The organism is Balneolaceae bacterium (assembly GCA_034521495.1).
In the GTDB taxonomy this organism is placed as follows: Bacteria; Bacteroidota; Rhodothermia; order Balneolales; family Balneolaceae; genus Rhodohalobacter.
In genome coordinates, this window is sequence record JAXHMK010000010.1 from 833,459 (window position 1) to 860,383 (window position 26,925).

General features: G+C 41.6%; 17 protein-coding genes and 1 pseudogene. 11 read left to right on the plus strand and 7 right to left on the minus strand.

Translation table 11 applies throughout. The features are described 5' to 3' along the window. Window positions 1-64 precede the first annotated feature (64 nt). From dnaJ to U5K72_12535, 4 genes are all read right to left on the minus strand, one after another. Window positions 65-1,231, minus strand: a complete 1,167-nt coding sequence (dnaJ, locus tag U5K72_12520; protein ID MDZ7719634.1) for a molecular chaperone DnaJ — start codon at window positions 1,229-1,231, stop codon at window positions 65-67. 9 nt (window positions 1,232-1,240) lie between these two features. After that, complete coding sequence (locus tag U5K72_12525; protein ID MDZ7719635.1) at window positions 1,241-1,846, minus strand: nucleotide exchange factor GrpE; 606 nt, start codon at window positions 1,844-1,846, stop codon at window positions 1,241-1,243. A 147-nt stretch (window positions 1,847-1,993) separates the two neighbouring features. Then, window positions 1,994-2,374: a VOC family protein gene (locus U5K72_12530; GenBank protein MDZ7719636.1), complete on the minus strand. Its 381-nt coding sequence runs from the start codon at window positions 2,372-2,374 to the stop codon at window positions 1,994-1,996. A gap of 496 nt (window positions 2,375-2,870) precedes the next feature. Next, entirely contained in the window at window positions 2,871-4,175 is a 1,305-nt protein-coding gene (locus U5K72_12535; protein MDZ7719637.1) for a hypothetical protein, read from the minus strand. 164 nt (window positions 4,176-4,339) lie between these two features. Here U5K72_12535 and rsmI point away from each other — a divergent pair, with 164 nt between their 5' ends. From rsmI to U5K72_12560, 5 genes and pseudogenes are all read left to right on the plus strand, one after another. Then, window positions 4,340-5,023: a 16S rRNA (cytidine(1402)-2'-O)-methyltransferase gene (gene rsmI, locus U5K72_12540; GenBank protein MDZ7719638.1), complete on the plus strand. Its 684-nt coding sequence runs from the start codon at window positions 4,340-4,342 to the stop codon at window positions 5,021-5,023. Window positions 5,024-5,032: 9 nt separating this feature from the next. Continuing rightward, window positions 5,033-6,601 (plus strand): apolipoprotein N-acyltransferase, encoded by a 1,569-nt coding sequence (gene lnt / locus U5K72_12545; GenBank protein MDZ7719639.1) that lies wholly within the window; start codon window positions 5,033-5,035, stop codon window positions 6,599-6,601. A gap of 402 nt (window positions 6,602-7,003) precedes the next feature. Beyond that, window positions 7,004-9,169 (plus strand): thioredoxin family protein, encoded by a 2,166-nt coding sequence (locus U5K72_12550; protein MDZ7719640.1) that lies wholly within the window; start codon window positions 7,004-7,006, stop codon window positions 9,167-9,169. A 155-nt stretch (window positions 9,170-9,324) separates the two neighbouring features. Further along, window positions 9,325-9,849 (plus strand): annotated as a pseudogene (locus U5K72_12555) (redoxin domain-containing protein). Between the two features lie 620 nt (window positions 9,850-10,469). After that, window positions 10,470-11,567: an IS110 family transposase gene (locus tag U5K72_12560; GenBank protein MDZ7719641.1), complete on the plus strand. Its 1,098-nt coding sequence runs from the start codon at window positions 10,470-10,472 to the stop codon at window positions 11,565-11,567. Between the two features lie 169 nt (window positions 11,568-11,736). Here the strand turns inward: U5K72_12560 and recD are convergent, their stop codons facing one another. From recD to U5K72_12575, 3 genes are read right to left on the minus strand one after another with little or no spacing between them, the layout of a single operon-like run. Further along, window positions 11,737-13,575, minus strand: coding sequence for an exodeoxyribonuclease V subunit alpha (gene recD, locus U5K72_12565; GenBank protein ID MDZ7719642.1), 1,839 nt, complete (start codon window positions 13,573-13,575; stop codon window positions 11,737-11,739). Continuing rightward, window positions 13,572-17,138 carry an exodeoxyribonuclease V subunit beta gene (gene recB, locus U5K72_12570; protein MDZ7719643.1) on the minus strand — a complete coding sequence of 1,189 codons (3,567 nt, stop codon included), beginning with the start codon at window positions 17,136-17,138 and terminating at the stop codon, window positions 13,572-13,574. The genes recD and recB overlap by 4 nt, the downstream gene beginning before the upstream one ends. Further along, a complete protein-coding gene (locus U5K72_12575) occupies window positions 17,110-20,283 on the minus strand; it encodes an exodeoxyribonuclease V subunit gamma (GenBank protein MDZ7719644.1) in 3,174 nt (1,057 codons plus the stop codon). Before U5K72_12575 ends, recB begins: the two co-directional genes overlap by 29 nt. 209 nt (window positions 20,284-20,492) lie before the next feature. On the opposite strand from U5K72_12575, the gene U5K72_12580 reads away from it, so the two are divergent. From U5K72_12580 to U5K72_12605, 6 genes are all read left to right on the plus strand, one after another. Next, window positions 20,493-21,230 carry a glycosyltransferase gene (locus U5K72_12580; protein ID MDZ7719645.1) on the plus strand — a complete coding sequence of 246 codons (738 nt, stop codon included), beginning with the start codon at window positions 20,493-20,495 and terminating at the stop codon, window positions 21,228-21,230. Window positions 21,231-21,286: 56 nt separating this feature from the next. Further along, a complete protein-coding gene (locus U5K72_12585; GenBank protein MDZ7719646.1) occupies window positions 21,287-22,336 on the plus strand; it encodes a hypothetical protein in 1,050 nt (349 codons plus the stop codon). A gap of 18 nt (window positions 22,337-22,354) precedes the next feature. Continuing rightward, on the plus strand, window positions 22,355-23,455 hold the full coding sequence (locus U5K72_12590) for a hypothetical protein (GenBank protein ID MDZ7719647.1): 1,101 nt from the start codon (window positions 22,355-22,357) through the stop codon (window positions 23,453-23,455). Next, window positions 23,434-24,252 carry a formyltransferase family protein gene (locus U5K72_12595; GenBank protein MDZ7719648.1) on the plus strand — a complete coding sequence of 273 codons (819 nt, stop codon included), beginning with the start codon at window positions 23,434-23,436 and terminating at the stop codon, window positions 24,250-24,252. Before U5K72_12590 ends, U5K72_12595 begins: the two co-directional genes overlap by 22 nt. 202 nt (window positions 24,253-24,454) lie before the next feature. Further along, window positions 24,455-25,828, plus strand: coding sequence for a heparinase II/III family protein (locus U5K72_12600; GenBank protein ID MDZ7719649.1), 1,374 nt, complete (start codon window positions 24,455-24,457; stop codon window positions 25,826-25,828). Further along, window positions 25,825-26,871 (plus strand): glycosyltransferase family 4 protein, encoded by a 1,047-nt coding sequence (locus U5K72_12605; protein MDZ7719650.1) that lies wholly within the window; start codon window positions 25,825-25,827, stop codon window positions 26,869-26,871. Before U5K72_12600 ends, U5K72_12605 begins: the two co-directional genes overlap by 4 nt. Window positions 26,872-26,925: the final 54 nt, after the last annotated feature.

Sequence of the window (26,925 nt, forward strand, 5' to 3'; positions counted from 1 at the left end):
CCTATATTGTGGGCACGAGCGAGACGCTCGCGCCATCTTCAATCTAAGTCGTTCCTGCGGAACTTTATTGAAAGACATCTTTTATCTTCGAAAAGAATCCTTTCTCACGTTCCTGTGCACTTATGGGATCGAAATGATCTTCGCCCTGTATTGCCTTGATATGCTTTTTCTCTTCATCCGTTAAATCTTTCGGGATATATACATTCATTTTGATGAACTGATCTCCCACTCCGGAATTATTCAAACCTTTAATCCCTCGTTCTCTCATTCGAAGAAGTTTTCCGGGCTGCGTACCGGGTTCAATTTTCACTTTCGCTTTACCTTTCAGGGTGGGTACTTCTACTTCCGTTCCAAGAATAGCATCAGGAATGCTGACCAAAAGATCGTAGTAGATATCATTTCCATCCCGCTCAAAATCTTCATGCTCTTTCTCTTCAATCAGAACAATCAGGTCACCCGGTTGGCCACCGCGAATTCCTGCATTTCCCTGTCGGCGAAGTGTAATATAATTTCCCTTGGCAACGCCTGAAGGAATATTCACCTTCATCTTTTCATTGCTCTTGTACCGGCCCTGGCCGCCACATTTACTGCACTTATTTTTGATGATTTTTCCTTCTCCCTGGCATGTTGGGCACGGCTGTACATTTACAAATTGGCCAAACATGGTTCGCGATACCTGCCTGATCTCACCCACACCATTACATTTGGGACAGGTTTCGAAATCGGATTCCGTTTCAGCACCGGTTCCATTACATGAATCACATTTGATATGCTTCTTTACCTTAAGGGTCTTTTCAACACCTTCAGCAATCTCTTCGAGCGTCAGGGCAACGCTCAGCTTCATATCAGAGCCCGGTCGCCCGGTTCCGCGCCTTCGCCTGCTTTGCCCACGCGATCCTCCGGCACCTCCAAATATATCACTACCAAAAATATCACTGAAATGACTAAAGATGTCCTCAAAATTGGCATTTCCAAAATCGGAAGCGCCACCACCAAAACCACCGCCATTCAGGCCGGAATGTCCAAATTGATCATAGCGTTTACGTTTTTCCGGATCCCGGAGAACTTCATAGGCTTCAGAAGCCTCTTTAAATTTCTTTTCCGCATCATCATCCCCTTTATTTCGGTCGGGGTGATACTTCATTGCCAGTTTTCGATAAGCCTTCTTTAATTCCTGTTCACTGGCGTTCTTTTCTACACCTAAAACTTCGTAGTAGTCGCGTTTTGACATAAATTAAGTTTATTCGCTTACAATTACCTTGGCGTGCCGTAACGTCTTGTCCCCTATTCGATAGCCGTTTTCCAATACCTGCAAAACAGTTCCGCTCTCAATAGAATCATCTTCTGGTTTCTGTCGCAACATCGCATCGTGCAGATCAACATCAAACGGAACGCCTGTTTCGTCAATTCGTTCAACATCATGCTTCTCCAGGACGTCCTCAAATTTATTAGCAATAAGCTGTACACCATCTACGTACGATGAGTTCGCATCATTTTCCTTCATTGACTGAAGGGTTCTGATTAAATCGTCGTTGATAGGCAAAAATGCTTCCAGTGCAGCCTCCCTCGCTGTTTGAAAAATTTGTTCCCGGTCACGGCGCATACGCTTCCGCATATTATCCATCTCTGCAGCCTTGCGAAGCTGGGAATCTTTAACCTTCTCCAGTTCTTCCTCAAGTTGATTAATCCGTTTTTGTTGCACTTCAATCAATTGATCGGTGTTGTCAATTTCTTCTTCAGAAAGTGATTCATCCACCTCTTCAGACAACTCACCGGCTTCATGTTCAATATTTTCAGCCATCTCAGCTTGTCTGTCTTCAGTCTGTTTTTCTTTCTCTAAACTCATTAATTCTATCTAAAATCTTTTTTATTTCTTTGTTTGATGATAAAGTTTATAAAACCCTTACCAATCAGATATGTTAATTAAAGCAAATAGCATGCCACAAGAATATTTCCATCTTGTATGTGACAATCTTTCGCTTCGTTTATTTTTTTAATCCTCGTAAAAGAACTCAATTAAATTCCCGTCCGGATCAGAAGCAAAAACAAATCGTCCCTTTTTTCGATTGGCAGGTCCACTTAGAATAGTTACTTCATGTTCTCTGAGAAAAGTTGCCATCTCATCCACTTCATCTTCTGAATTAAGATAAAATCCAAAATGATCAACCCGAAAATCTCGTGAATTGGGATCGTAACTTGTTTCCGCTTCTACAATCACAAGTGTATCCTCCTTCCCGATTTTATAGACAGCCATACTTTGGCCCATTTTCCGAACGAGCTCAAACCCAAGTATCTCTCCGTAAAATTCCTCAGAACGCTCAATTTCATTGACCCGAATAGTAATATGGTTAATTCCGGTTGGTTTAAAATCCATTCTTTTGTTATTAAATTTTTGTGTTATCTGAATTTTTTATCACTGATAAAAAAACAATTATTCAAGCTTTTAAGATAAGGTGATTTCAGAAGCTTTACAGAACTTTTGTGTAAATCACTCTTATCTATTTCTCAAAAAATTTATATCTCGGTCCAAAATCCGATCAGCCCGATCTTACACAGAAATCTATTGTTGTCTCAACCCATATCTGACAGTGTGTGAAGACCTGACAGCATTCCCGGTGCTTTTCCGGGGTTCTGATAGCGTCAGTAACTTTTTAAATAGATGAGTAGAGGGATTTGCATTACTGCCCGTCTGCACGCTGTATGTGCGGGCTGACGGGTTGGGGACACCCATCAGCCGGTAAAAACAACCGACAGATGGGTATTTCAAAGCCTCCGAGTATATGGCAATTTACAAACCTCAACGCTGTCAGATACAGTGTGTGCTGACTGGTATCGACCGATACTGCATCACTGAATTGACACTATGCGAGTTAAAACCGGGTGTTTACAATATTTGCAAACTCAGAACCAAATGTATAAGTCACCGCAAACGAACCTGATAATGAGAAATCGGTTGCAAGTTCCCTGCGCTGCAAAAGAATGTCTTCGAGGGAGGCATCACCCGCCGGAAGTGTAATTTGATCCTGTATCATCTGGAAATTGGTCTGGAACCGAACAGAAAGTCCTTCGAAAATTCTAACTGAAAAACCTCCAAAAAATTCTGCTCTTCTTAACGATGTATCATGAAAATAGTGCGACCCAATTAATCCACCGGATATACTGCCCCATGGCTGTTCAACATCCACAGCTCCACGAAATTGGTGACCAAGCAGATGCTGAGAGTTTTTATTAAAAATTGTAGTATCAAAGAAATCGAAATAGGAGTATCCAATTTGATATTGCAGAGTTACCGCTTTTCTTGTGGCCAGCCTGTATGGAAAAAAACTATATTCAATACCTGGTGATATTTCCACTCGGTGACGAATATTCCGATCGTTTCGCGTTATGTAGTCAGCAAAAAGGCCAACTGACCAATGTTGATTTATACTTTTTATTGCATAAGTATCCAATCCGTGACGCTGAACTGAACTCTTTACATCTTCGTCTTCGCTCTGTTCAATTTCCACATATGTGTAATTAAAATACGGGCGAAATCTCAGTTTCCAATCTTCAGTAACCCGATCAGCAAATATGCCCCACCTTGAATCAAAATCTGTTCGGTTCGATTCCAACCCAAGACTGATTGAACCGACATATGCTTCGAAGATCCAGTAATTCCAGGGATCTTTCGGAGTTTCTAATTCGGTAGCTTGCAAACCGTCTGGTTCATGCATCAAGTTAAAAGAGGAGAATAATGAAGTTTGAGACAGATAGGGCATAAGGGCAGAAAACAGCACCTTGTTTAAACCATCCCTTATTTCACTGGTAGTTGCATTTCGTTGTGCAACATATTTCAAATCAAATTGAATATCTGAAAAAGTACGCTGCCCTATAAATGAAATTTCATATTCTGTTGCTCCACTAACCATGGATGTTCGTGTTATGAATATGTGTATATCTGCCTGTTCGGGGTCACGAACGTAATTAACAAAAGGCAGTTCCGAACGGATGTAATCGAAATCACAAAAAGAGCAGTCAATGTAAACAAATGGTGCACTGTTATTCTTGTATTCAGCTGACTCCCCATTCAGCGTATCAGCTTCTGTATTTTCCGGAACTTGGCCGGTAGCAGCTCTTGGCAGATAAAACAATATTAAAATGCATAAATAAAATAACGGCTTGCAAGACTTTTTCATCTGTATTGCCTTTTCAACTGTGTTATATTTAGCCAACTTTACTGATACAAAAAGTTTTTATTTCCTTTACTGTAAACTAAATTTAACAGTTTCCTGAATGATTCTTTAATCTTAGGATCTGAATGCAGTAGATTTAAATTTTTTTACCTAAAACCGTATTTAATTTGTCAACATTATACCTGGTAGCTACCCCAATAGGCAATCTCAGCGATTTTTCTAAACGTGCGGTTGAAACCCTGAAATCTGTAGATTCGATTGCATGTGAAGATACTCGTACTTCCGGTTTACTTTTTCAGCACTACGGAATAGACAAACCTACATTTTCTTTTCATCAGCACAATGAACATCACAAAGTAGAGCATCTTATGAACCTGCTATCCGGCGGACAAAATGTAGCAGTTGTAAGTGATGCAGGTATGCCCGGAATTTCGGATCCGGGATTTCTTGCTGTTCGGGCGGCTCACCAGAATGGCCACAAGGTCTGCCCGATTCCGGGTCCAAGTGCCGTTACTGCTGCTATTGCCGCAAGCGGACTGCCGAGCGACCGGTTTCTGTTTGAGGGATTTCTTCCTCAAAAAAAAGGACGACAAACGAAGATTAAGGAGATTGCTGGTGCCGATATCACAACGGTGATCTATGAAAGTCCTTACCGGGTTGTAAAATTGATAAACGGGTTGGCTGAATTTTGTGAAGGAACGCGATGGATTTGTGTGGCTCGGGAGATCACTAAAAAGTTTGAAGAGATCGACCGCGGACAACTTGCTGAAATTGTTAGCCGTTGGAATGAAAAATCATCCATCAAAGGTGAGTTTGTAATCGTTATTGCCGGCAAAGATTACGAAGAATAAGTGTATTCTATGAATCAACCAACTAATCAAAACAAACAAGCTATCAGACTTTGGGATCGCCCCTGGGTGCTTTCAATCACTGCATCTATTCTTTTGGCGCTATCATTCCCGCCATTTAATGTTGCCATTCTTCAAATTCCGGCGTTTCTCTGTCTCTTCAGAATTGGCTCCATTTCGGAGTCCAAACGCGAAGTAATTCTGTATGCATATCCCTCGTTTGTACTTTGGAATCTGTTTACCACATATTGGTTAATGATGGCAACCATTGCCGGCGGAATTGCCGCGATCCTGGCAAACGCAGCACTTATGTTAATTCCGCTTTTGATGATTCGAAGAGTTCAACAATCTGAGTTACATCCAATGTTGTCGGGCTTCTTCGCCGCTTCTATTTGGGTTAGTTACGAATTTCTCCATCACAACTGGGATCTCTCCTGGCCCTGGCTAACACTCGGCAACGCATGGTCCAATCTCACAGGAGTGATTCAATATATATCTGTTACCGGAGTTTGGGGAATTTCTTTCTGGGTGATACTTACATCTTCTTTATTCTATGCATATCTCAATAAGTCTGAAAACCGGAATCTTCTCATCTCTTCAATTGCTGTATTGGTCATATTCCCGCTGTTCTCAATCATCTCAATGGTTACAATGCATTATGCCGATGAAGAAGAAATTCATGTTACTATTGTCCAACCCAATTCCGATTCTTATCAACGGTTCGGTGGAGAAGCATCCCTGGACGCTTTGACAGATAAACTTCTCCGCCTCTCGAATGAAGCCAGAACAGAAGAAACGGATGTCATCATCTGGCCGGAAAATGCGGTCGATTCATCCCTCAGAGTTACAAGTCCGCAGTTTGATGTGATTAAAGATTCAGTGAAATCATGGAATACAAGTTTAATTACCGGCCTGGGGTTAATAGAGATTTACGAGGAGGATCAAAAAAGGCCTCAAGTTGTCCGGGAGTCGAGCGGTGGAACAATTTATAATATTTTTAATGCCGCTCTTTTTATAAAAACAGATCAATCTACAGAGATTTACCGAAAAGGTCGTCTCGTACCGATTGTGGAGCGATTTCCATTTGTCACATACTTTCAGCGATTAGACGTTTTTAGATGGATGGATTGGGGGTCGGTTGTGGGGTACGGATTAGGCCAGGAACCCACTCTTTTTTCTGTTGATGGAAATAAAACTCCTGCTCTCATCTGCTACGATTCGGTTTTTCCGGGATGGGTCAATCAGTTTGCTAACAACGGGGCCGGCTTTCTTACAATTATTACCAACGACGGCTGGTGGGGCGACTCTAACGGTCACATACAGCATTTTGCTTACGCCCGCCTGCGTGCTATTGAACAGCGTATGTGGATCGCACGCTCAGCGAATAATGGAATCTCAGGAATTATATCACCTGACGGAAAAGTTCAAAAAGAGACTGAATACTGGACAGAAGATGCGTTTACGTTCACCATCTACAACTCCGATCATCAAACTATTTACAACCGATTTGGAGATTGGCTGGGATACTTATCTCTTGTTTCAACCGTTGTGGGTTTGATTGTGATACGAATTCGTCCGTGAAATTTGACTCATAAGATGAATGATATAGAATACCGGCTGACGATTGTGTTTTTCGCCTGCTGAATTCAACGCAGTTTACAATTTTATTTTCCTGAGTAAAAATTATTACAGGCACAAGCGAGACGCTTGCGCCATCCCGAATTGCTTTATACTCATCTGATGAATTCATACGGCATCAATCTTCAAATTCAGATCAGAATTCATCGACACATTTTAACAAAATTTGATGCTATATTTAAGGATGTAGTAAGTTTAGGTCTACACCTTCAAAAAAGAGTTCGCACTGTTACACTTTCGTTACTGTTTCGATACGAACGGATCATGAAAAAAAATGTTTTTAACAGTACTTATCAGCATGAATTCCTTTTTAAAAGTTATCAAATTGATCAATAATTGACAGATATGAACAAGCTTCAAAAGCTTTTTACAGTTACAGTTTTTCTATTACTTCTAATCGGATTGCAAACCCTGCACGCTTTCCAGGTAAAAACCGATCATGCTGAAGTAGAACTGATCTCTGAACAATCTGCAATTGTACCTGGGGAACCCTTCTGGATCGGAATTCGCATGGATATACAGGAGGACTGGTATGTTTATTACAGGAATCCCGCAGATTCCGGTATGCCTTTAACTGTGGAATGGACTCACAAAAAAGATTTCAACATATCCGATATTAAATGGCCCTATCCTGAGTGGAAAGACATTCCGGGTGATCTGACAAGTTACGCGTATGCGGACAGCATGCTCTATATGATGGAGGCCACCGCACCGGAGAACCTTGATCCCGGAGATAAAATAACGTTGCAAGCATCTGCAGACTGGTTGATTTGTGAGAATGTCTGTATCCCCGAAAGCGCCGATCTTGAACTTACGCTGGACGTCGCTGAAAATCCGTTGTTCAACGAAGATCATCTCTCCCTCTTTTCGCAAATGCGGGAAAAACTGCCGGCCGATCTCGATTTTTGGGATGCATCTGCTGAGGTTGAAGGTGATTCCATCACACTAAAATTAACCACTGATGCATTTGATCTGCCTCAATATTCAAATGTGATCTATTTCGCGAATGAGAAAGGGGAGATCGAAAATGGAGCTGATCAACCTTTCACTGTTGAGAATGACACTCTCACAATGAGTCTCCAAAAATCAGAGTACAAAACTGATGAAGTGGAACGGGTTTGGGGACTCGTCTATAATGAAGAAGGCTGGGATGAAAGTGGCCGAACCAAGGCGATGACAGTGGATATCAATTTGAGCGGTGAGGTGACTGATTCATCTTCTCAGCCGGTTCTGTCGCAATCTTTTTTACTAATCCTTGGATTTGCTTTTATTGGTGGTTTGATCCTGAACCTGATGCCCTGTGTTTTTCCCATCCTCTCTATAAAAGTGATGAACTTTTTGCAGATCTCCGGGCATAATCCAAAGAAAGCAAAAATACACGGTTGGGTATTTGGCGCAGGAGTTTTAGCCTCATTCTTATTTCTTGCAGGATTGTTACTCTTATTGAGAGCCGGCGGACAGGAACTCGGCTGGGGATTTCAGCTTCAGTCACCCCCCTTCATTGCATTTATGACATTCCTCATGTTCGGCCTCGCCCTCAACCTGATGGGCGTTTTTGAGATCGGAAATTCGTTGATGAATGTTGCCGGTAGTGCTAAAACCGGTGAAGGTTTAAAGGGATCTTTTTTCAGTGGTGTTTTAGCTACAGTTCTGGCAACGCCTTGTACCGCTCCCTTTATGGGTACCGCACTCGGCGCCGCAATCACCATGCCTGCAACTTCTGCACTCCTGGTATTTGCAGTCCTTGGATTTGGAATGGCCGTTCCATATATCATTTTATCATCATTTCCAGCACTCATGAAAAAACTGCCCAAACCAGGGGCATGGATGGAAACCTTCAAACAGTTTATGGCCTTTCCGCTTTTTGCCACTGCAATCTGGCTGGCATGGGTGTTTGGGCAGCAAGTGGGCATTGATGGACTCACAAACCTCCTTATTGGCCTGCTCTTGATGAGCATGGGTATTTGGATTCTGAACCGATGGAAGGCAACACAAATCTCAAATGTATCGAGAATAGTGAGCCGCGCTTTTGTAATTCTGTTGATTGCAGGCGGATTCTTTATTTCTGCTTCTTCGAGCTCACAACAACAGGCTAACGGGTCCTCCTCTGCAGCCCAAACAGACCAATATGGAATTGAATGGCAGGCCTATTCTCAAGCAGCATTAGATCAACATTTAGCTAACAATCAAAATGTATTTCTTGATTTTACAGCGGCCTGGTGTATCACTTGTAAAGCAAATGAGCGAGTTGTATTCAGTTCCGATGAGGTAATAGATAAATTCAGAGATCTTGATTTTGTAATGATGAAAGCAGACTGGACAAATCGAAATCCGGAAATTACACGTGCACTCGAATCGTTCGGAAGAAACGGTGTTCCGCTTTATGTGATCTACCACGAGGATCTCGATGAACCTATAATTTTACCGGAGCTTTTAACCCCCGGAATTGTATTGGATACACTCAACGAACTGCCTCAAGAAAGTTCTACGCTATCTATGAATGAATCATAAAATAATTTTCATTCAACCTTCAACTATCATTCAAGCTCAAGCATCATGAAAAAGTTAATTCTACTATTTTCTTTGATTTTTGCTGCTTCGTTGATCCTTAATCTCACCAGTGAAAGCGGGAAAAAAGAGCCGCTGATGCCACAGTTGGTGAACAAGCTCCTGAATTTGAAGTGATAGGTGCAGATGGCACCATCTACAGCCTCTCAGACTTTGAAGGACAATATGTAATTCTTGAATGGCTGAACCACAGCTGCCCCTACATACAAAAACATTACAACGGGGATAACATGCAGCAACTCCAGGAAAAATATACCGATCAGGGTGTTGTATGGCTTTCAGTTATCTCTTCCGCACCCGGAACCCAGGGATACATGGAAGCTGAACAAGCCCAACAATCGATTGAAGAGCACGGAGCATCACCAACAGCCATTCTTCTCGATTCGGAAGGTGAAATGGGACGTGCTTACGATGCCCGTGTGACGCCGCACATGTTCATCATCGATCCCGATGGAGTGGTTCGCTATAATGGCGCCATCGACGATAAGCCAACTCCGCGCGCAAGCTCACTTGAAACGGCTCACAACTACATCGATGCCGCAATGAATAGCCTTATGAACGGCGAAGAAGTGCAAGTGAAGAGTAATGAACCCTATGGTTGCAGTGTGAAGTATGGGACGTAATCGTTTCTCCCCTCTCGAGAGCGGAAAGTGAAATGAGCGCTTAGCGAATAAACTCGGGGTGTGTGGAGTTATTCATCTCAACCCCCTATCCTTCACTACTATGGTCGAACACACCCCTAAATCCCTCTCAAGAGGGGACTGTTCGCTCAATCCGCATTCACTACTATCGCCAATTGTACATAAATCCCTCTCAATACTAATCTTACTTGTTCCGAAGGTCTCCTTCGGTATCTGTTTAGCGTCCTGGCAGAGTGCGATAGCTCCTGCCAGAGTCGCGTGGATCGGTTTTCGAGGGGAATGCCTTATCCCACAACTCTCATATGTTACATCTCCCATATGATTTGGAAATGTAACCATTTGAAACGTTTTTATGAACATTGCTGAACAAGGAATGGGTCTGGTACTTCCTTCCCAACTCTAAACACCAGTTCGAGCACCGCTTGTGCTGGATGTACTCTGTCAGGTATATCCGGGCCCATTTTTCTGTCGTTGACCTCCAACAGTACCTATTGTAATTGCTTTCGAGTCGGCTCGTAGCAATATCACCAATTTATGAGACATGCTGGGTGCGTCAGGATCCTGTTTAGCGTTTAAATGTGAACCAAAACTTCATAATACCCATGATTTACAGCCTTGGTACCGATATGTCCAAAGATGAGTTCAGTGCGTGTCTGCAACGCTACAATCTTTACGAACAAACCTACCATCTACTTGCCCGCAAAACTTTTGCAAACAAACTCTCTGGTTTTAAAGCCTGTATGCGTTGGTTGAGGAGACACACCAACAAACAACCAGCCCCGGTTCGTGTGACGATGGAAGCCACCGGCGTGTATTATGAACCACTGGCCCTGCATATTGGCCAGCATCACCCGGAGATTCATCTGGCCGTGGTCCTGCCCAGTCAATCAAAAAAGTTTATCGAATCTCAGGGATATCGCAGTAAAACCGATAAAATTGATGCTGAGGGACTCTCGCTGATGGGAGCCGAACGCAAGCTGTCTGCGTGGAAGGGAATCGATCCGTTTTGGCGGGAATTGCGGTCCATGACCCGTACGCGTTCGGAATTGTTGGAGCAGCGCACACAGTTGCGTAACCAACTTCACGCCCTTTCCCACAGCGGGCAGCCAGCCCGTTATGTTGACGGAGCTCTACAGGAGTGTATTCAGACACTCAGTGAGCAAATTGACAAGCTGACCCGTCTTATCAAAAAACACCTGAAGTCTCGCAACGATCTGAAGACCTCGGTCGCTTGTCTGAAAAGTATTCCCGGGATCGGCATGCTGACGATTGCCTGCATCCTGGCTGAGACCAACGGATTCGCTGAGTTCCACAGCATTTCTCAGTTAATTTCCTTTAGCGGTTATGATGTGGTGGTCAAACAATCCGGCAAATGGACCGGACAACCGAAAATTTCCAAAAAAGGCTCCAAATATATCCGCAAGACGATGTATATGCCTGCCTCGACCATTGTGCGGTGTGAGCGGGGTCCGGTATATGAATTATACCAGCGACTGCTCTCGGTCCACAATGTGAAGATGAAGGCCCACGTAGCTGTTCAGAAAAAACTACTGACCTACATGTATGTATTGTGGAATAAACAACAAACATTTGATCCGGATGTCATTCAAAACCAACGCAACCAACATCAAACAAAGATAGCCCCTCCATCAGCTGACGGAGAGGCTACAGTAGATACATCACATGCAAAAGCATCATGATGTTCTTTGAACTCAAAAACTATAAAAATATATTGATTTTTAACACAGTACCTGACAGGAACCGAAAAGCACGGTGCTCTGTCAGGTTGTTTGACTCAAACCGCTAAACATATACCTCCTTCGGAACGAGTAAAACCCAATCAATCATCCGATGAATTTTATTTACACTTCAATTTGAATACAGCATCTCTCCCAACCCTGTAAAGCGCTGGGTTTCTCTCCTCATTCCCCTCTCAAAGAGATCCAGGTCTCCATACAGCGAAAAACTCTCTCTCGCCCTGGTGATGGCCGTGTAGATCAACTCCTTCGTCAGAATTGATGTATCTTTTTGAGGTAGTAAAAAGTTTACATGATTAAATTCCGAACCCTGGCTTTTATGTACGGTTAGAAAATAAGCAGGATCGAAATGAGTGAGCCGATGAGGCTTGAATCGTTTGATCTCTGATCCGGTTTCCACATATACCCAAAATGTATCCTCCCTGTCCTCCAGGCAAACTCCAAGATCACCGTTAAACACCCCAAGATTGTAATCATTTTGAGTAATCATAATCGGCCGTCCGTGATACCAACCCTTCTCCATTTGCACTACACGCTCAGAAGCTAAACGTTCTTCGATCAACCGGTTGAGCCGCTCTGTTCCTGTCAGTCCCCTTCGAAGTACCATCAGCCAGATCGATTTTTTCCATAGCTCCATCATCTCATTTGGAGTTCGGATCTCTTCACATCTTTTAATTTTCTGCGTCAGATCTTCCAAAATATGTTGAATATCTTCTTTTTGATAATTGAATGGTTGATGATGCAGATCTGAATATTTATCAAAAACAGAGTTCACATCTTCATTCTGTATATTTTGGTTTTTGACGATATCAGACAACCGCCCGATTCCACTCGATTCATCAAACCGATAACTCTTGGTGAGATATACAATCGAATCACTGATTTGAGATTCAGCATGATCCGGCAATTCATCTGAAATCCCAAACTTCTTCAAAGCCTGAATCGTTACCGGTAAAAAGCTATTCTCTGTTTTCTGACACAGATCTGCAAATACCGCCCCAGCCTCTACCGATGCAAGCTGATCTTTATCCCCAAGCAAAATTAATTTTGTATTCTCACTAAGGTGATCCACCAATCGGTACATCAGCGAGAGATCCATCATGGAAGCTTCATCCACAATGATCAAATCCTGGCGCAGGTTTTTCTTTTCAACCGGCGGTAACAATCCACTCGATTCCGTTCCCGATAACAACCGGTGTACAGTCTTCGCCTCACTCGGAAAATGCCGGAGTTCCTCTTTACTCAAATTCAATTTTTTCAGCTCACGGTTCAGCGCTTCACCCATTCTTCCTGCGGCCTTCCCGGTCGGCGCTGCAAGGGCGATGTTCAATCGTTCACCTGACAGTCTCTGGTGCAGTGCGAGAATCCGTGCAACCGTCGTGGTTTTTCCCGTTCCGGGTCCGCCGGAGATGATTAAAAACGGCTTAAACAACGAAAGCGCAGCAGCCACTTTCTGCCAGTTGATATTATTTTCCTCTTCCGGGAAGAAATGACTCAGATTTTGTACTGATATATCATCTATATCAGTTATCGAATTTTTTGATATATTATCTTTAATCCATTGTCCTGCAATATATTCATAGTACCAATACCGCCTGAATGTAAGTCGATTTTCACTCAGTATGAGTGGTTTCATATCACCGGGAGATCCCACAATAGGACTCGTTTTTACCTCCGAAACATTCAAATTTTCTCTCTTTAATAAAGAGGAATTCTCAAGATCCAGCCCAAGGATTTCAACCCACTCCTGCGGGCTCCGGTCGAGCGGTAAACAGGTATGACCTGCCTTAATAAAGAGTGAAAGAAATACTGTACACATCCGAATTCCATCGTCCAGTTTGCCATATTCCCTCTCCAAAAAGCGTAACATTTCCCGCTCATAAATTTCAATCCAGCCGGACTCAACTCCCTCCTCAAACCAATCCTTTATAAATGATAATTGCCCGCTCACAGCTGCACCTCCAATTCGTTTGTCAGGCTTTCAATCACAATCTCATCCGGCTTATGAAACCAGACACCGCCGTCCTCCCCTTTTCGCATTCCGCGAACAAAAAGATAGGCCACTCCGCCAAAATCTCTCTCATAATCAAATTCCGTTATTCGTGATTTCAAATACTTCAAAAGAGCCACAGTGTAGAGGTGATATTGCACATCATACGAAGCGTTGTAGATCTCTTCCTTCAAATGTTCGCGGCTATAATCTGCCAATGTATCTCCCAAATAGTTCGATTTGTAATCAACGATATAGTATCTCCCGTTTTGCCGCACAATCAGATCAATAAAACCCGTTAAAAAGTTTTTTATCCCATTCTTCGATGTCTGCTGAACCTTGTCCCTTGACCGAATAATCTTCAGGATATTCTCTAACGATGGCTGCTTTGTCTTAAAATGAAATTCCATCTCCCGGAGCTGCTCATGATCTTTTACCTCACTCAACATTAGTCCGGGAATATCTGCTGAAACAACATTACGAATCATATTCTGGGTGACTGTCATCCACTTTTGATCAATCTGATACTGGTCTAAAACCTTTTCAATAACAGATGAATGATCATCGCTGAGAGCCGTATCAAACCTAAAGTTTTGATCCTCAAAAAGTTTATGAATCGCCGTTCCCGCAGTAGCTCCCCGCGGAAAAGTAAAGATGTTCAAATCGCGAATCTCCTCTCTCTGTTGATGTATAGCCGAGAGATACGAATCCATTACCTGATCATAGTCCGGCTCACCGGGGGCCGCCTTGTGGCTCGTCAGAGATGAAAAACTCTCCACTTGTCTCTGGATATCTAAATTTAAGCGGCCGTTATACTTACTCACTTGCAACTGCCCGGATCTGTCCCAAACTCTTTCTGACCCCTCCTCTGTTTTTTCATCCGCTTCCCTGATTGTTAATTCGATCGCCCCGTCAGATTTTTGCTCCAATTCTCTGAACAAGTTAAGAATGGTCTCATCTGTAAAATCTGTCTCAGCTTTCAGTTTTGATCTGTTTTGGATAATCTCCCTCACAGTTTCGTGATCCATCAAAGAAGATACCACCCCCGAACGCAGAGAGGCATCGTGATGCGCCCAGGGAATTACGCAAAGATATTTTGCACGTGTTACCGCCACATAATATTTCCGGACCTCCTCAGCGGTATTTTCAATACGGCTTTGATAAACTGCCTCATCCATTTCCCCGCCCGGCATCTGATCATACCGTATGACAGGATCACCATGTTGATCGTGGTATTCAGTCAGAAGTTTCTTGCTATTTGCTTTCTTCACATCCCAAAGCGTGGGACAAAATACGACCGGGAATTCCAGGCCTTTACTATTATGAATTGTACTGATCTTCACCAGGTTTTGGTCGCTTTCCAACAACAAGGTTTTCTCGTCATCTTTATCGGGGTCGGCCATCTCATCCACAAACCAAGAGTGCAATGCATTCGGGTCGAACTTACCCTCCTTTTCAGCTTTTGCGCAAATATCCGCCAGTTGGTATAAGTTGGTGAGAATTCGCTCGGAGCTTGAAAACTGAGCCAGTTTGGCAATTCGTTCACCCGAAAAAAGAAGTTTCCTGAACATTGGATAAAAACCATCCCGCAGCCAAACTTCTTCCAACTCCTGCAGTTCATCAATCAATATTTGCCGCTGATCCCCTTCAATTGATAGCTCGTAAAGTTCATTCAGGTTCTGTCCCCAAAAACCAGAGACAAGAGCATTATTCACGGCCGTTCGATTATACGGATCCAAAATGGCAGTCATCACAGTCTCGAGTCGACGTGCCTCAGCGGATTCAAATACCTTCTCTCTCGAATAGGTCACAGAATCAATACCGGCCTCTTTTAGCCTTCTCTTCATCTCTTCCGCGTGCTTATGACTTGAAACCAATACAGCAATATCCCCCGCCTCCAGTTTCCGGTTTTTGATTAATACTTCTCCCTCCTCTGCCCTTCGCAATAGTCTTGCGATCTCTCGAACCGTTTGAGAAAATACAAACCGGTTGGCATCATCTTTACTGGATTCAATTCCCGGTTTCGTGATCAATTGAATTTTACTTGAACGTTTTTCATCAATCAAAAACTGATCTTCCAACTCCGTCTGTCCCGTATCTACGTCCAAATATTCAATCCCCTTTTCGATAAACGGCTGGGCGGAAAGCCCAAATAATGTGTTAACTGCTTTGTTGAAACTCGGCGTGCTTCTAAAATTTTTATGAAGTGTATATTGCTCCACAAATGATTCATCTCTTGCCTGGATATAGGTGTAAACATCCGCTCCGCGAAATGCATAAATCGCCTGTTTTGGGTCGCCGATCATCACCAAAGAGGATTCCGTTTTCTGAGATGGATAAATTGAATTGAGGATTGAGTACTGAGTGGGATCTGTGTCCTGGAATTCATCAACCAGTGCAGCGGGATATTTCTTTTGAAGAATTTCCGGTAAGCTTTCCGAATCGACTAAAGCCCTCTCTACACTGTTTAAAAGATCATCGTAAGTAACTGTATTGGAATTAATTGAGAGTTTTTCTCGTATTTTTTCAATTTCTTCAACTGCTTTCTGAATGAGGGTTGTTTTTACCTTGTCAAACTCTTGAACTCTTTCAAAATACTCGTCACAGACTTTAAAAAAGGGGTGGTTGGGGACTCTGTTCGTACCGGATTTCAAATTCTCAGGATCGTTAATATATCGGGATGTGAAGTATTTTAACTGATCAAATCTATCCATCGAAAATGAAGAATCATCAGCGAACTTTTGCATCTCCCTGATCCGCGATTCAACATTTTTCTTCGTGTAATATTTCAAATCGCATTGAAGCAGTTCCTGTCTGACAGCCGCTTTCTCAGCATTCCACAAATCAACAACATCCCGCCGAATTTTTAGCAGATCTCCCAGGTAACCAACCGCATCATCAAGCCCCTCTCCTTCAAGCTTCGCATACGGCTTACTGAAAATCACACTCAGTTGATCTCTCAATTCTGATGGTGAATCCGCAATATCTAAAAGTTTTGAGATGTAATACTTTCCAGCTTCGGTGTCGCTATATCGATTCATAAAATTTCGCCAGAAATCTTCAACAGCCTGAGTCAATAGTTCGTCTTGCTGAACGACTTCAAAATCAAACGGAGTTCCGGCTTTGAGCGCCTCCTCTTTCAATATTTTCTGACAAAATCCGTGAATGGTAAACACCTGGCTGTCATCGAAATTTTGAATTGCTGCCCTGAGGCGTTGAATAGCTTCCTCCCTGTGAGCAACCTGATCCACCAACTCGTTTGCAAACGCATCATTGGATTCGATCTTCTGTTCCAGGCTGACCAAACACTCTTTCAGCCGCCTGAAAATTCTCTCTTTGAGTTCGGCCGTCGCTTTTTTGGTGAATGTCATCACCAATATCTGATCCACATCCAGTTTTTTCTCAATCAGAAGACGGATATAAAGGGCCGTTAAGGTATAGGTTTTCCCGGTACCAGCACTGGCCTCAATTAGAATTCGCGGTTTCCAGTCAATATCATACAGTGAATCGATCGGTTTCATCATCCTCCTCCTCCATGTAATCCATCATTCGACCCATGATTTGCCGGTATCGATCCGTAATAAATTCTCGCCGAAATTCTACTCCCTCTCCGAGTAAAGCCTGGACCGCAAGATCACTATTTTCGCCAAACGAATAATCGTCTGTATTAAACGCCTTCGCAGCTTTTTTATATGAATCTGTTTTCTCATCTCTTTCCCTCTCTTCAAATGCATAGAGTGTTTTCGGGAAAAAGGTTTGAGGGGCTGTCACGCCTTCTCTGTAAAAATCGATCAACTCCGTCAAAATCTCATCAGCATTCTGAACCGGCCGAAACACTTTCTTTTTAGGTTCTCCTTTTTTCAATTCACAAAAAAGAAGAGAGTTCTTTTCTCTAAAGTGATCGTTTACAGCTCCACACAAATGTTTTATCCAGCTATCGAGTGCCACCTTACCGGAAAAACCGGAAGGCGTGATATCTACAAATTGAGCTTCTGAATAGCTGGTCAAATTTCCCTCAAGTTGATGATCGCCTATAGATACATTCACCGGAAATTTATGCAGATTGGGATCAATTCCGGCATTTTTTAGGATGGAAATCGCTGTGCGGACATTTTTTTTAATATCCAGCACTTTCCGCTCACCCGACCACCCCACCGGTACCGCGCCGGATTGCATTAAATACTCCTGAATCTGTTGATCTGACATACTCTCCAATACCCAGCCGAACACTCTTTGAAACAGAATATGTTTTTCGAGATGATCCAGCTCAAATTCATCCTTCTCCTGGTCAGATTCTCTCAATGAAACCTCAAACCGCTTTCGCAAGAACCAACGGATTGGATTGCTGTAGAAGCGTGATAACTCATCAATCTGAATCGGTTCTTCTGATTCTTCCAGAGGAATAGGTTTATGAATTTTCAATCCGGACATTGAATTTTCATCATCCTGTATTGCCTGAGCGGTTTGTAAATAAACTCCTGAATAATTTTTCTTTGATTCAAAATTTGTACGCGAAAATCCCGAGAGAGCTTCCTTTTTAATGATCTTTTTCACTTCGATTCCTGATGAATTTGAGATCACATCCACCCATTCACTCACAATGGTAGACGGCGGAATCTCCTCATTATCTACCGGACTTTGACCGATGAAACTACAATAATGAACCTCACCAGCAGCCATGATTGATTCAAGAAAAAGATTTCGATCCTCGTTCTTCCGATTTCTTTCTCCCGGCAGCGGATTCTGAGCCATCAAATCGAAATCGGGGCTGATCTGTTTGCGCGGAAAATTACTCTCGTTCAGGCCGATCAACGCGATGATCTTAAACGGAATACTCCGAACCGGCACCATAGAACTGAATGTAACACCCTTTGTGAACAACGCACCGGAGGCTCTGTATCGGTCCAGCAAAGAGCTTAGTTCACTCTTAAAAAGTGAAAAGGAGATTTTTCTTTCACATCCCGCAACCTCAGCCTGCTCCTGAATCTGCCCCATCGTTCGTTTGATAGTCTGTGCCTCCACGCTCTCCAGGAGTAGATCATCAAAAATAGATTTCATACGATCTGTCAGCCATTTTGACCAATCGCCACAAGATTTCTTTTGTTTGACCTCCTTCCGCATATTATCCAGCTGGGAAAGGTAGTTGGAAAATGCTGACCAGGTTTGCTGATCATTTGTCGTCCGTATAGACTGATAAAGAAGCATCTCATCCACAACTTCTCCCTCTTTTCCGCCTAATAGATTCCCAAACCAACCCCGTCGCAGTGCCGAACTCCAGGTCTGCAGCTCTTCTGGCGGCTGATCAAACTCTTTTCTGTGATTCGCATCCAATCCCCAAACCACATGATTTTCTTCGATCCACCGTTTTAGCTTGTGGCAATCCGATTCTGAAATCCCATAGGATTGATAAACCGGTTTCATCATAAAAAGATCAATTACGTCCGATTGTTTAAATCTGGAATCGATCAAGGACAACAGTCGCAGAAGGGCTCTCTCGATTCCCACATCCGTTTGTCTTGCAGAATATCCGGCGTGATATGGAATGTGTGGAACGTCATTTTCAGCCTGATCAAATACCGCTTTGATATACGGCCGATAGGTATCCAGATCCGGAGTGGCTACAAGAATATCATCGGGATGAAGCGTATCATCTTCTTCAAATTTCTCCAGTAAAAACTGGTGTAACACCTCAATTTCCCGAAGCGGACTGTGGCAGGAACGAATCTCTATTCCCGTGATATCACCCTCACTATTTGAGATATTTTTGACCGGATTTCCGTTTAGAATATTGTTCTGGACCTGATTCAAAGACCGGTTCTCTGAAATTTTAGAATGAAGATTTAAAGTTTCATCAGGACCTAAACTATTTATGACTTCATGGATACTAACTGACTCTTTACCAATAACTTGAAATAGTTCATTTTGATTATTTTCAAGCTGTTTTGTTAGTTCAACCTGGAAAATGAAAACATCTGATTGATCTCCTGCTTTTTTTAATAACTTTATTATTGGCATCGGCAATAATCCAGGATTCAGAACAAAGAGTGAATCATCCGTTTCAACAGTTTTCCTTGATAATGCTGTTGCGATTTCAACATAAAGCTCCGCCCGGTTTTTTACTTTTTGATTCCCTGACTCTTTCCATGAATTGTTCAATAATCGCCAGAGTTCCGACTGCCACTGTTCATCCCCTTCTCCTGATTTTCCCTGCTGCCATCCCAAAATCATCAACGGCCTGTAAACAAGATATTCATCAAACACAGAAGCGATCTGTCCGGCCAGTTGAAAAACAGCTTGCTCCCTCCTATCATCCGGCTGACTTTGAACATACCGATCCAATATCCCGAACTTCTCACGCACTTTTTCATCATTCAGCAACTGGAATAACGACCATTTCATCGGCTGCAGATCGGATGGCAGAAGTTCCGGAAGGTCAGGGTAGATTTTTCGGATTTGTCTCCAGAGCCACTCTGCGGGAAGTATACACTCCATGTTTGCTGCAATCCCGTTATTTTCTGCCGCAAAAAGTTTAAACCATCGCGCCGTATCCAAATTCGGGACAATGATTTTTTGAGAAACAAACGGATCATCAGGAGCTTTTTCCGCTAACTTTTCAGCCAGCTCCCCGGAAAGTATTTTTAGATTATGGCTCTTGGTAAGATGAATCATAGATTGCTTTTTGGGATGATACAGATTTTGATCTCAATCCGAAAATAGCAAATTGGTATGACACCTGATGTCACCTCACACCAAAAAACGGTCTTTTAATTTCATATAGATATTTCAACAGGGCAATGAAATTCAATATCTTGTAATCTTAAATAATCATAACTCATCTATTATTGGTTAACCTCAATTGAAATTACATCGATAAAGAATTGCTTCTCACAGTCGTTATTGTCACTAAAAATCCCGGTTCAGACATTTTTGCAACTCTTGCCAGTATTCTTCCATTGAATGATGAATCGGTAGAGGTTTTGATCAAGGATAATAGTGATGACGATTCACTAAAAGAGATTAACCGATGTTTTCAATTTACTAATTTTAGGTATGAACACTCATCCGATGATGGTATTTATGATGCGATGAATCAGGCAATTGAACTGGCAGAAGGTGATTATCTCTATTTCTTGAATGCGGGGGACACCTACATCGATTGTGATTTATTGAATATTTTGGAAAAAGATAATTCTAAAACAGATTTCTTCTACGGGAACATCATTAACCTTCATCCATTCGCACGCCAGATTTCATATTCAAAGTATATTAATAAATACAGCGTATATCTTCGGCGTGTTTGCCATCAGGCCATAGTAGTAAAAAAAGAAGTTTTTAATCAGCTTGGTTTTTTTGATACAGACCTGAGTGTTAATGCTGATTATCTCTTTATGTTAAAGCTTTTTGATCGGTTTAAGGGAAAGTCACTTCAAAAACTCATCAGTATATATAAAGGCGACGGACTTTCTTACAAATATACATTGTCGGTCAAAGAAAAAAATCATTTGAAGAAGGAGCTAAAAAAGTTCTATAATCCAATAGAATTGGTTCTTCTTGGTATCAGTAAGATTCTGCTTTCCTGGTTTATCACTGTTAAAAATTTCAACAAGCCGAAATGAAGATTTTATTTCTACTTCCGGCTCTAACCGATTCATATACGCGAAAGCGAGTTACTATGATCAATAAATTAGATGTTGATTGTACTGTTCTCGGATATGATAGAGAACATTATGAAGCAAGTCCGTGGGAGCTTGAAACGGTGTCTTTAGGTCGGTTGACACACGCAAGGCTTCTCAAAAGAATCCCTGTGATGATTAAATCTATTTTTAAAATTCGCAAGAAAATTAAATCGTTCGATGTGCTCTACTGCTTTAATTTTGACATTCTTTTTATTGGTTGGCTGAGTACAATTTTTATACAAAAAGATATAAAAATTATTTACGATTTAGCGGATATTCATAAGGTTCTCGGTGGAACTGGCTTCCTGTCAACTGTCTTCCGATCAATTGAAAGATTTTTATTGAAAAGAACTACAATGGTGGTTGTCGCCTCACCCGCTTATATCGATGGATATTTTCATAAAATTCAGCATGCCGACAACAGGTTTTTTGCGATAGAGAACAAAATGCTTCCAGGTGTAAAATCATCAAAGAATAGAGTAAGGTCTGGCTATAAATCAAAAAAAGGAGTCTTAAAGATTGGATATTTTGGGATGTTACGCTGCGAGACTTCCTTAGATTTTTTGCATCGGCTTCTGGTTAAGAATAAAGATAAATTTGAATTACTTCTTGCGGGGATCTTCCTTCAGACAGAATCATACAAACCAAATTTTCAAAAATTAGAAAACGCCAGTTACTACGGTGCCTTTGTGTATCCGGACGATCTGCCCAAATTATACAATTCAGTTGATATTATTTGGGCAGCTCACATGCACGGCGAAACAAATAGTAAATGGTCAATGTCGAACCGTTTTTACCAGGCTTGTTTTTATAAACGCCCGCTGATAACCCAGGCAAATACCCAGGATTCTGAACGGGTAGAATCTTACAATATCGGTGCCACTCTTGACCTTAATGACTTTGACTCCTCTGAAAAAATCATTCACTCCATTAACAAGGAAAAAATGGAAACCTGGAGAAGAAATCTGAACAGTTTACCTACCGAGGTTCATACCTATACCGGCGAACATGCAAAACTGATTAACTTGATTAAATCGTCCGGTTGATGTAAGCAGCTTTTTGATATGATCACAGATAAATTTGAGAACCATTTACGATTTTCCATTGATTGGTTGATTAAAAGCAGGCATATATCAGGTGGTTCAAGCGCATATTATGCTCCTCTTTTTGGATGGAGCAAACCCTATCCTGAAACAACCGGCTACATCATTCCAACTCTTCTCGAATACTATCATTACTCGGATTATAAACCTGCGTATGAAACGGCTCTTGAATTTGGGGAGTGGCTTCTGTCGATTCAATCGGAACAAGGATATTGGAATGCCGGCCAGCATCCGCCAGAAAAGAAAGACCCAAGCGTATTCAACACGGGGCAAATTTTATTTGGTTTGAAATCATTGCTCGAAGAGACAAACGATACGAAATGGGCAATTTCGCTCGATAAAGCAACTGGATGGTTATGTGAGTCAATCGATGAAAATGGCTACTGGAAATCGGGACACTATCGCGGATTTAATCCAACCTATTATTCCCGTGTTGCCTGGGGAATACTGTTAGCTTCCACTGTTTTGGATAACAAATCGTATCGAAAAAAAGCGATCCTGGTTTTGGATTCTCTGATCAAAAATAAAAACCCTAACGGAACTTTTAGCGGCTGGGGATTTGATGAGCACGGACCTGCTTTTACACATACCATTGCTTATACCCTGCGCGGATTTATGGAATCTTCAATCGATGTAGATGACTGGGAGAAATATGGAGCGAAAACCGAACAGGCACTGCAAAAATTTTATACCCTGGCTGAATTAAAAAATGGACGTTTGGCAGGACAGTACGACGAAGAGTTCTCCGGCACTGAAACCTATAGTTGTATTACAGGAAATTTTCAGATTGCCCTCTGTTTGATGAGGTGGTATGAGAAAAACAACGATCTACGGCTGCTAAATGCCTCTTCAAAGCTGATTGAATTTTCTATCGGCAGCCAGTCTACTGCTTTTTCACTATTCTCTCATAAGGGAGCTATTCCCGGATCAAAACCATTTTGGGGACGATATATGATGTTCCGCTACCCAAATTGGTCTGCAAAGTTTTGTGCAGATGCGTTACTTTTGTTTTTGAAACTGTACAAAAAAGAATCTGACCGATGGGACATCGCGGAGTCGTAATAACAGCCGGATTTGACAAATCTGAAGCAGCCACCTGTTTGGTTGAGCTGTTTAAACAGAAAGGTGTGCCAGTTAAAGGAATTATTGTCGTTAGTCCCTACTCACTTCGGCGTATTCGGTTTTTTTTAAAAAAAAAGGAATTTTCAACCATAGTAGAATCTATTCGACGTCTTGCCGGTTTTCAAAGATCCATCTCAAATGACAGATCAAAAATAATTAAACAGTTTAGAAGTGAACGTCAAATCTCTATTCAATCTTTAAAAAAATGGGCTAAAGTAAATCAGGCCAAGATTATTTCTGTAAACAGATTAAACTCTGATCAAGCAATTCACTTTTTAAAAGAAACTGATCCTCAGTGGCTCGTTTACAGCGGTGGCGGAATTCTGAAAGAACCTGTAATTAACCAGATGGATGGCAGAATTTTAAATGCTCACCAAGGCCCACTACCGGAAATTCGAGGCATGAATGCGGCTGAGTGGTCGATCCTGCTGGATCAAAAACAGGAAGCTACGATTCACCTGATTGACCGGGGAATTGATACGGGAAAAATCATCAAAAGTATTCCATATTCTATTGAAGAGAATGATGATATTGAATCCATTCGGGAAAAAGCAATTATCAAAGGAATTGAGGGGTTAATCGAAGTCGGTTCGAAAGAAACACTTGAGATGTTTAACGTTCGGGAGAATCATTCTGAATATCGGCAGTGCTATACGCTCTCGTACGTAATGAAAGAAATGCTCCAACAAAAATTAAAGGCCAAAAAGAAAAGGAGTTCAGGTGTTCAAAAAGATTAAGCAGTCTCTACAAACACTGGCCTATGTTACTCCAAAGCAATTTTTCTATCGGATTAAATATTTGTTGACACCTGTACGATCTCTCAAAATTAAACGCAGTCAGGGCAATACAAAACCAAATTCAATTCGATGCCTACCAATCCCAGCATCTAAAAAACTTATTGAAAAGACGGATTCCGGTTATCATGTTACTGTTCTGAATTTGTCGAAAAATTACAAAAACCAAATTAATTGGGCTGATGATTCCTATGGTCAACTTTGGAATTATCATCTTCAATATGCTGACTTTTTAAAGCAGGATAATTTGTCTGCCGCCGAAAAAGAGTATCTTTTACTTAACCTGTATGAGTGGCTGAAAGTTGGGAAGTTAAAACCGGAACCCTATCCCGCTTCGTTGCGGATTATGAATCTCCTTCGTTTTTTATCAGAAAACAAAAAGAATATTGATAAGGAAACAGAATTAACAGACTATCTATACTCGGAACTCCACTTTCTCGAAAATCGACCCGAGTATCATTTGTTGGGTAATCACCTGATGGAGAATGCATTTGCCCTGTTGATGGGAGGTATTTTTTTTCAAGAAGAAAAATGGGCTAATCTTGCAAAGCAGATCTTTTCTGAACAGGTGCCGGAACAGATCTTATCAGATGGCGGTCATTTTGAACGGAGTCCAATGTACCATCTCATTCTGTTATTTCGGTTTCTCGAGGCCATCTATTATTTACCTCAGGATTCAGAATTGCATTCACGTTTTACCGAAACAGCTAAGAAAATGCTAGGCTGGATTGATCAAATGAGTTTCCGAAATGGGGATTTGGCTCATTTCAATGATTCAACAGATCATCAAGCCCATTCCAAGAAACAGATTCTTGAAATGGCCCGGCAGTGTGGAATTAGTGAGTATAGATCGTCATCTCTCAGTGACTCCGGATACCGAAGATTTTCAGATGGGAATGCAGAACTCTTAATTGATGCCTGTGGAATTAAACCTGAATACCTGCCGGGGCACGCTCATGCTGATTCACTCTCATTCATCCTATACTATGGCGGGCAACCCATTATTATAGATCCGGGAGTTTCAACATATGAAGCCAACGAGCGACGCAATTGGGAGCGTTCAACAAAAGCACATAATACGGTTACATTTAAAGGGCAAAATACAGCTGACGTTTGGGGGAAATTTCGAGTTGCAAAACGTCCGGATGTTAAAATTATGGAGGAGACAGGTTTTGAATTTAATCTGCGTCTGAATCATAAACTTAAATCAGGTGAAAATTTTGAACATCAAAGAACGTTTACATGCGCAGATTATGTAATTGATATTTCCGATACAGTAAACCTGGAAACACCAGTTGAGGGCAGGCTTCATTTTCATCCTGATATAAAAATTCAGGAACTGAGAAAAAATGTAGTTATACTTGATAACGGGACTGAGATAGAATTACAGAACATTTACCACGTCGAAAAGTTTACATACAAATACTCAAAAACATTCAACATTCGGACTGAAGCCGTTGGAATCAGATACGAGTTTGAACACAATGCATCACTAAGAATTACTTTTCCCAGTACATGAAACGAATCCTGTACTTAACATTTTATTTTAGGCCTGACTTATGTGCCGGTTCTTTTAGAAATTCTCCCCTTGTGGATGAGCTGGCAAAGCAAGTTGAAGGCAAGAATATTACCATTGATGTCTTTACCACAAGTCCTAACCGATACGCAACATTCCGAGAAGACTTCAAAGAAAACGAACAGCTCGGAAATGTTTTCATCGAACGCATTGTGGTTCCATCGCATGAGAGTGGTGTGAAGGATCAAATAGTGAGTTTTAAAACGTATTTTTTTGAAGTTCTTAAGAGAACAAGAAACAGGAAATATGACCTGGTTTTTGCATCCTCCAGCCGGTTTTTTACTTCGTACCTTGGTTATTTAATAGCCAAACGAAATAATGCTTTGCTATATCTTGATATTCGTGATCTATTTAGTGAGACCATTAAGAACGTTTCAAAGAATCCGTTAATCAAATATTTAGTGACACCCTTTGTGAAGAATCGCGAAAAAAAAGTCTTTAATTATGCCTCGCATATAAATTTGATTAGCGAAGGTTTTGAAGGAGATTTCATTACGTTTCAGGCAACCAATTTTTCATTTTATACACACGGAGTTGATCCTGTTTTTATAAAAGCTCAGAACCAGCGGGTGCCTCAAAATGGAAAGATTAAAAAAATAATTTATGCCGGAAATATTGGGGATGGTCAGGGACTGCATAAAATAATTCCTGAAGCTGCTAAACTTCTGGACGGAGAATATTTTTTCAGGATTATCGGAGATGGCGGTGCTAAACAAAAGCTTCTTAATAAATTACAAGAATTGGACGTAAACAACGTGGATATAGTAGAACCGATGAACCGAGATGAGATTGTTGAAGAATACAAAGATGCCGATATTTTACTTATACACCTTAATAATCTTCCAATTTTTAAAAAAGTTCTTCCGTCAAAAGTATTTGAACTCGCTGCTGTTGAAAAACCGATTTTAGCTGGTGTAAATGGATATGCCCAACAGTTTTTGAATGAAAATATTGAGGGTTCATTTATATTTGACCCGGAAATGTAGATGGGCTGATGAGTCAGATCAAAAATATAGAAAAATTCTTCACAAGCGGAACAT

Excerpts from the sequence above, each read along its gene's own strand:
- dnaJ (MDZ7719634.1), bottom strand. The coding sequence starts at position 1,231 with ATGTCAAAACGCGACTACTACGAAGTTTTAGGTGTAGAAAAGAACGCC.
- U5K72_12550 (MDZ7719640.1), top strand. The coding sequence starts at position 7,004 with ATGAACAAGCTTCAAAAGCTTTTTACAGTTACAGTTTTTCTATTACTT.
- U5K72_12590 (MDZ7719647.1), top strand. The coding sequence starts at position 22,355 with ATGATCACAGATAAATTTGAGAACCATTTACGATTTTCCATTGATTGG.
- U5K72_12535 (MDZ7719637.1), bottom strand. The coding sequence starts at position 4,175 with ATGAAAAAGTCTTGCAAGCCGTTATTTTATTTATGCATTTTAATATTG.
- U5K72_12560 (MDZ7719641.1), top strand. The coding sequence starts at position 10,470 with ATGATTTACAGCCTTGGTACCGATATGTCCAAAGATGAGTTCAGTGCG.
- recB (MDZ7719643.1), bottom strand. The coding sequence starts at position 17,138 with ATGATGAAACCGATCGATTCACTGTATGATATTGACTGGAAACCGCGA.
- U5K72_12605 (MDZ7719650.1), top strand. The coding sequence starts at position 25,825 with ATGAAACGAATCCTGTACTTAACATTTTATTTTAGGCCTGACTTATGT.
- U5K72_12575 (MDZ7719644.1), bottom strand. The coding sequence starts at position 20,283 with ATGATTCATCTTACCAAGAGCCATAATCTAAAAATACTTTCCGGGGAG.
- U5K72_12595 (MDZ7719648.1), top strand. The coding sequence starts at position 23,434 with ATGGGACATCGCGGAGTCGTAATAACAGCCGGATTTGACAAATCTGAA.
- lnt (MDZ7719639.1), top strand. The coding sequence starts at position 5,033 with ATGAATCAACCAACTAATCAAAACAAACAAGCTATCAGACTTTGGGAT.
- U5K72_12585 (MDZ7719646.1), top strand. The coding sequence starts at position 21,287 with ATGATCAATAAATTAGATGTTGATTGTACTGTTCTCGGATATGATAGA.
- U5K72_12530 (MDZ7719636.1), bottom strand. The coding sequence starts at position 2,374 with ATGGATTTTAAACCAACCGGAATTAACCATATTACTATTCGGGTCAAT.
- U5K72_12525 (MDZ7719635.1), bottom strand. The coding sequence starts at position 1,846 with ATGAGTTTAGAGAAAGAAAAACAGACTGAAGACAGACAAGCTGAGATG.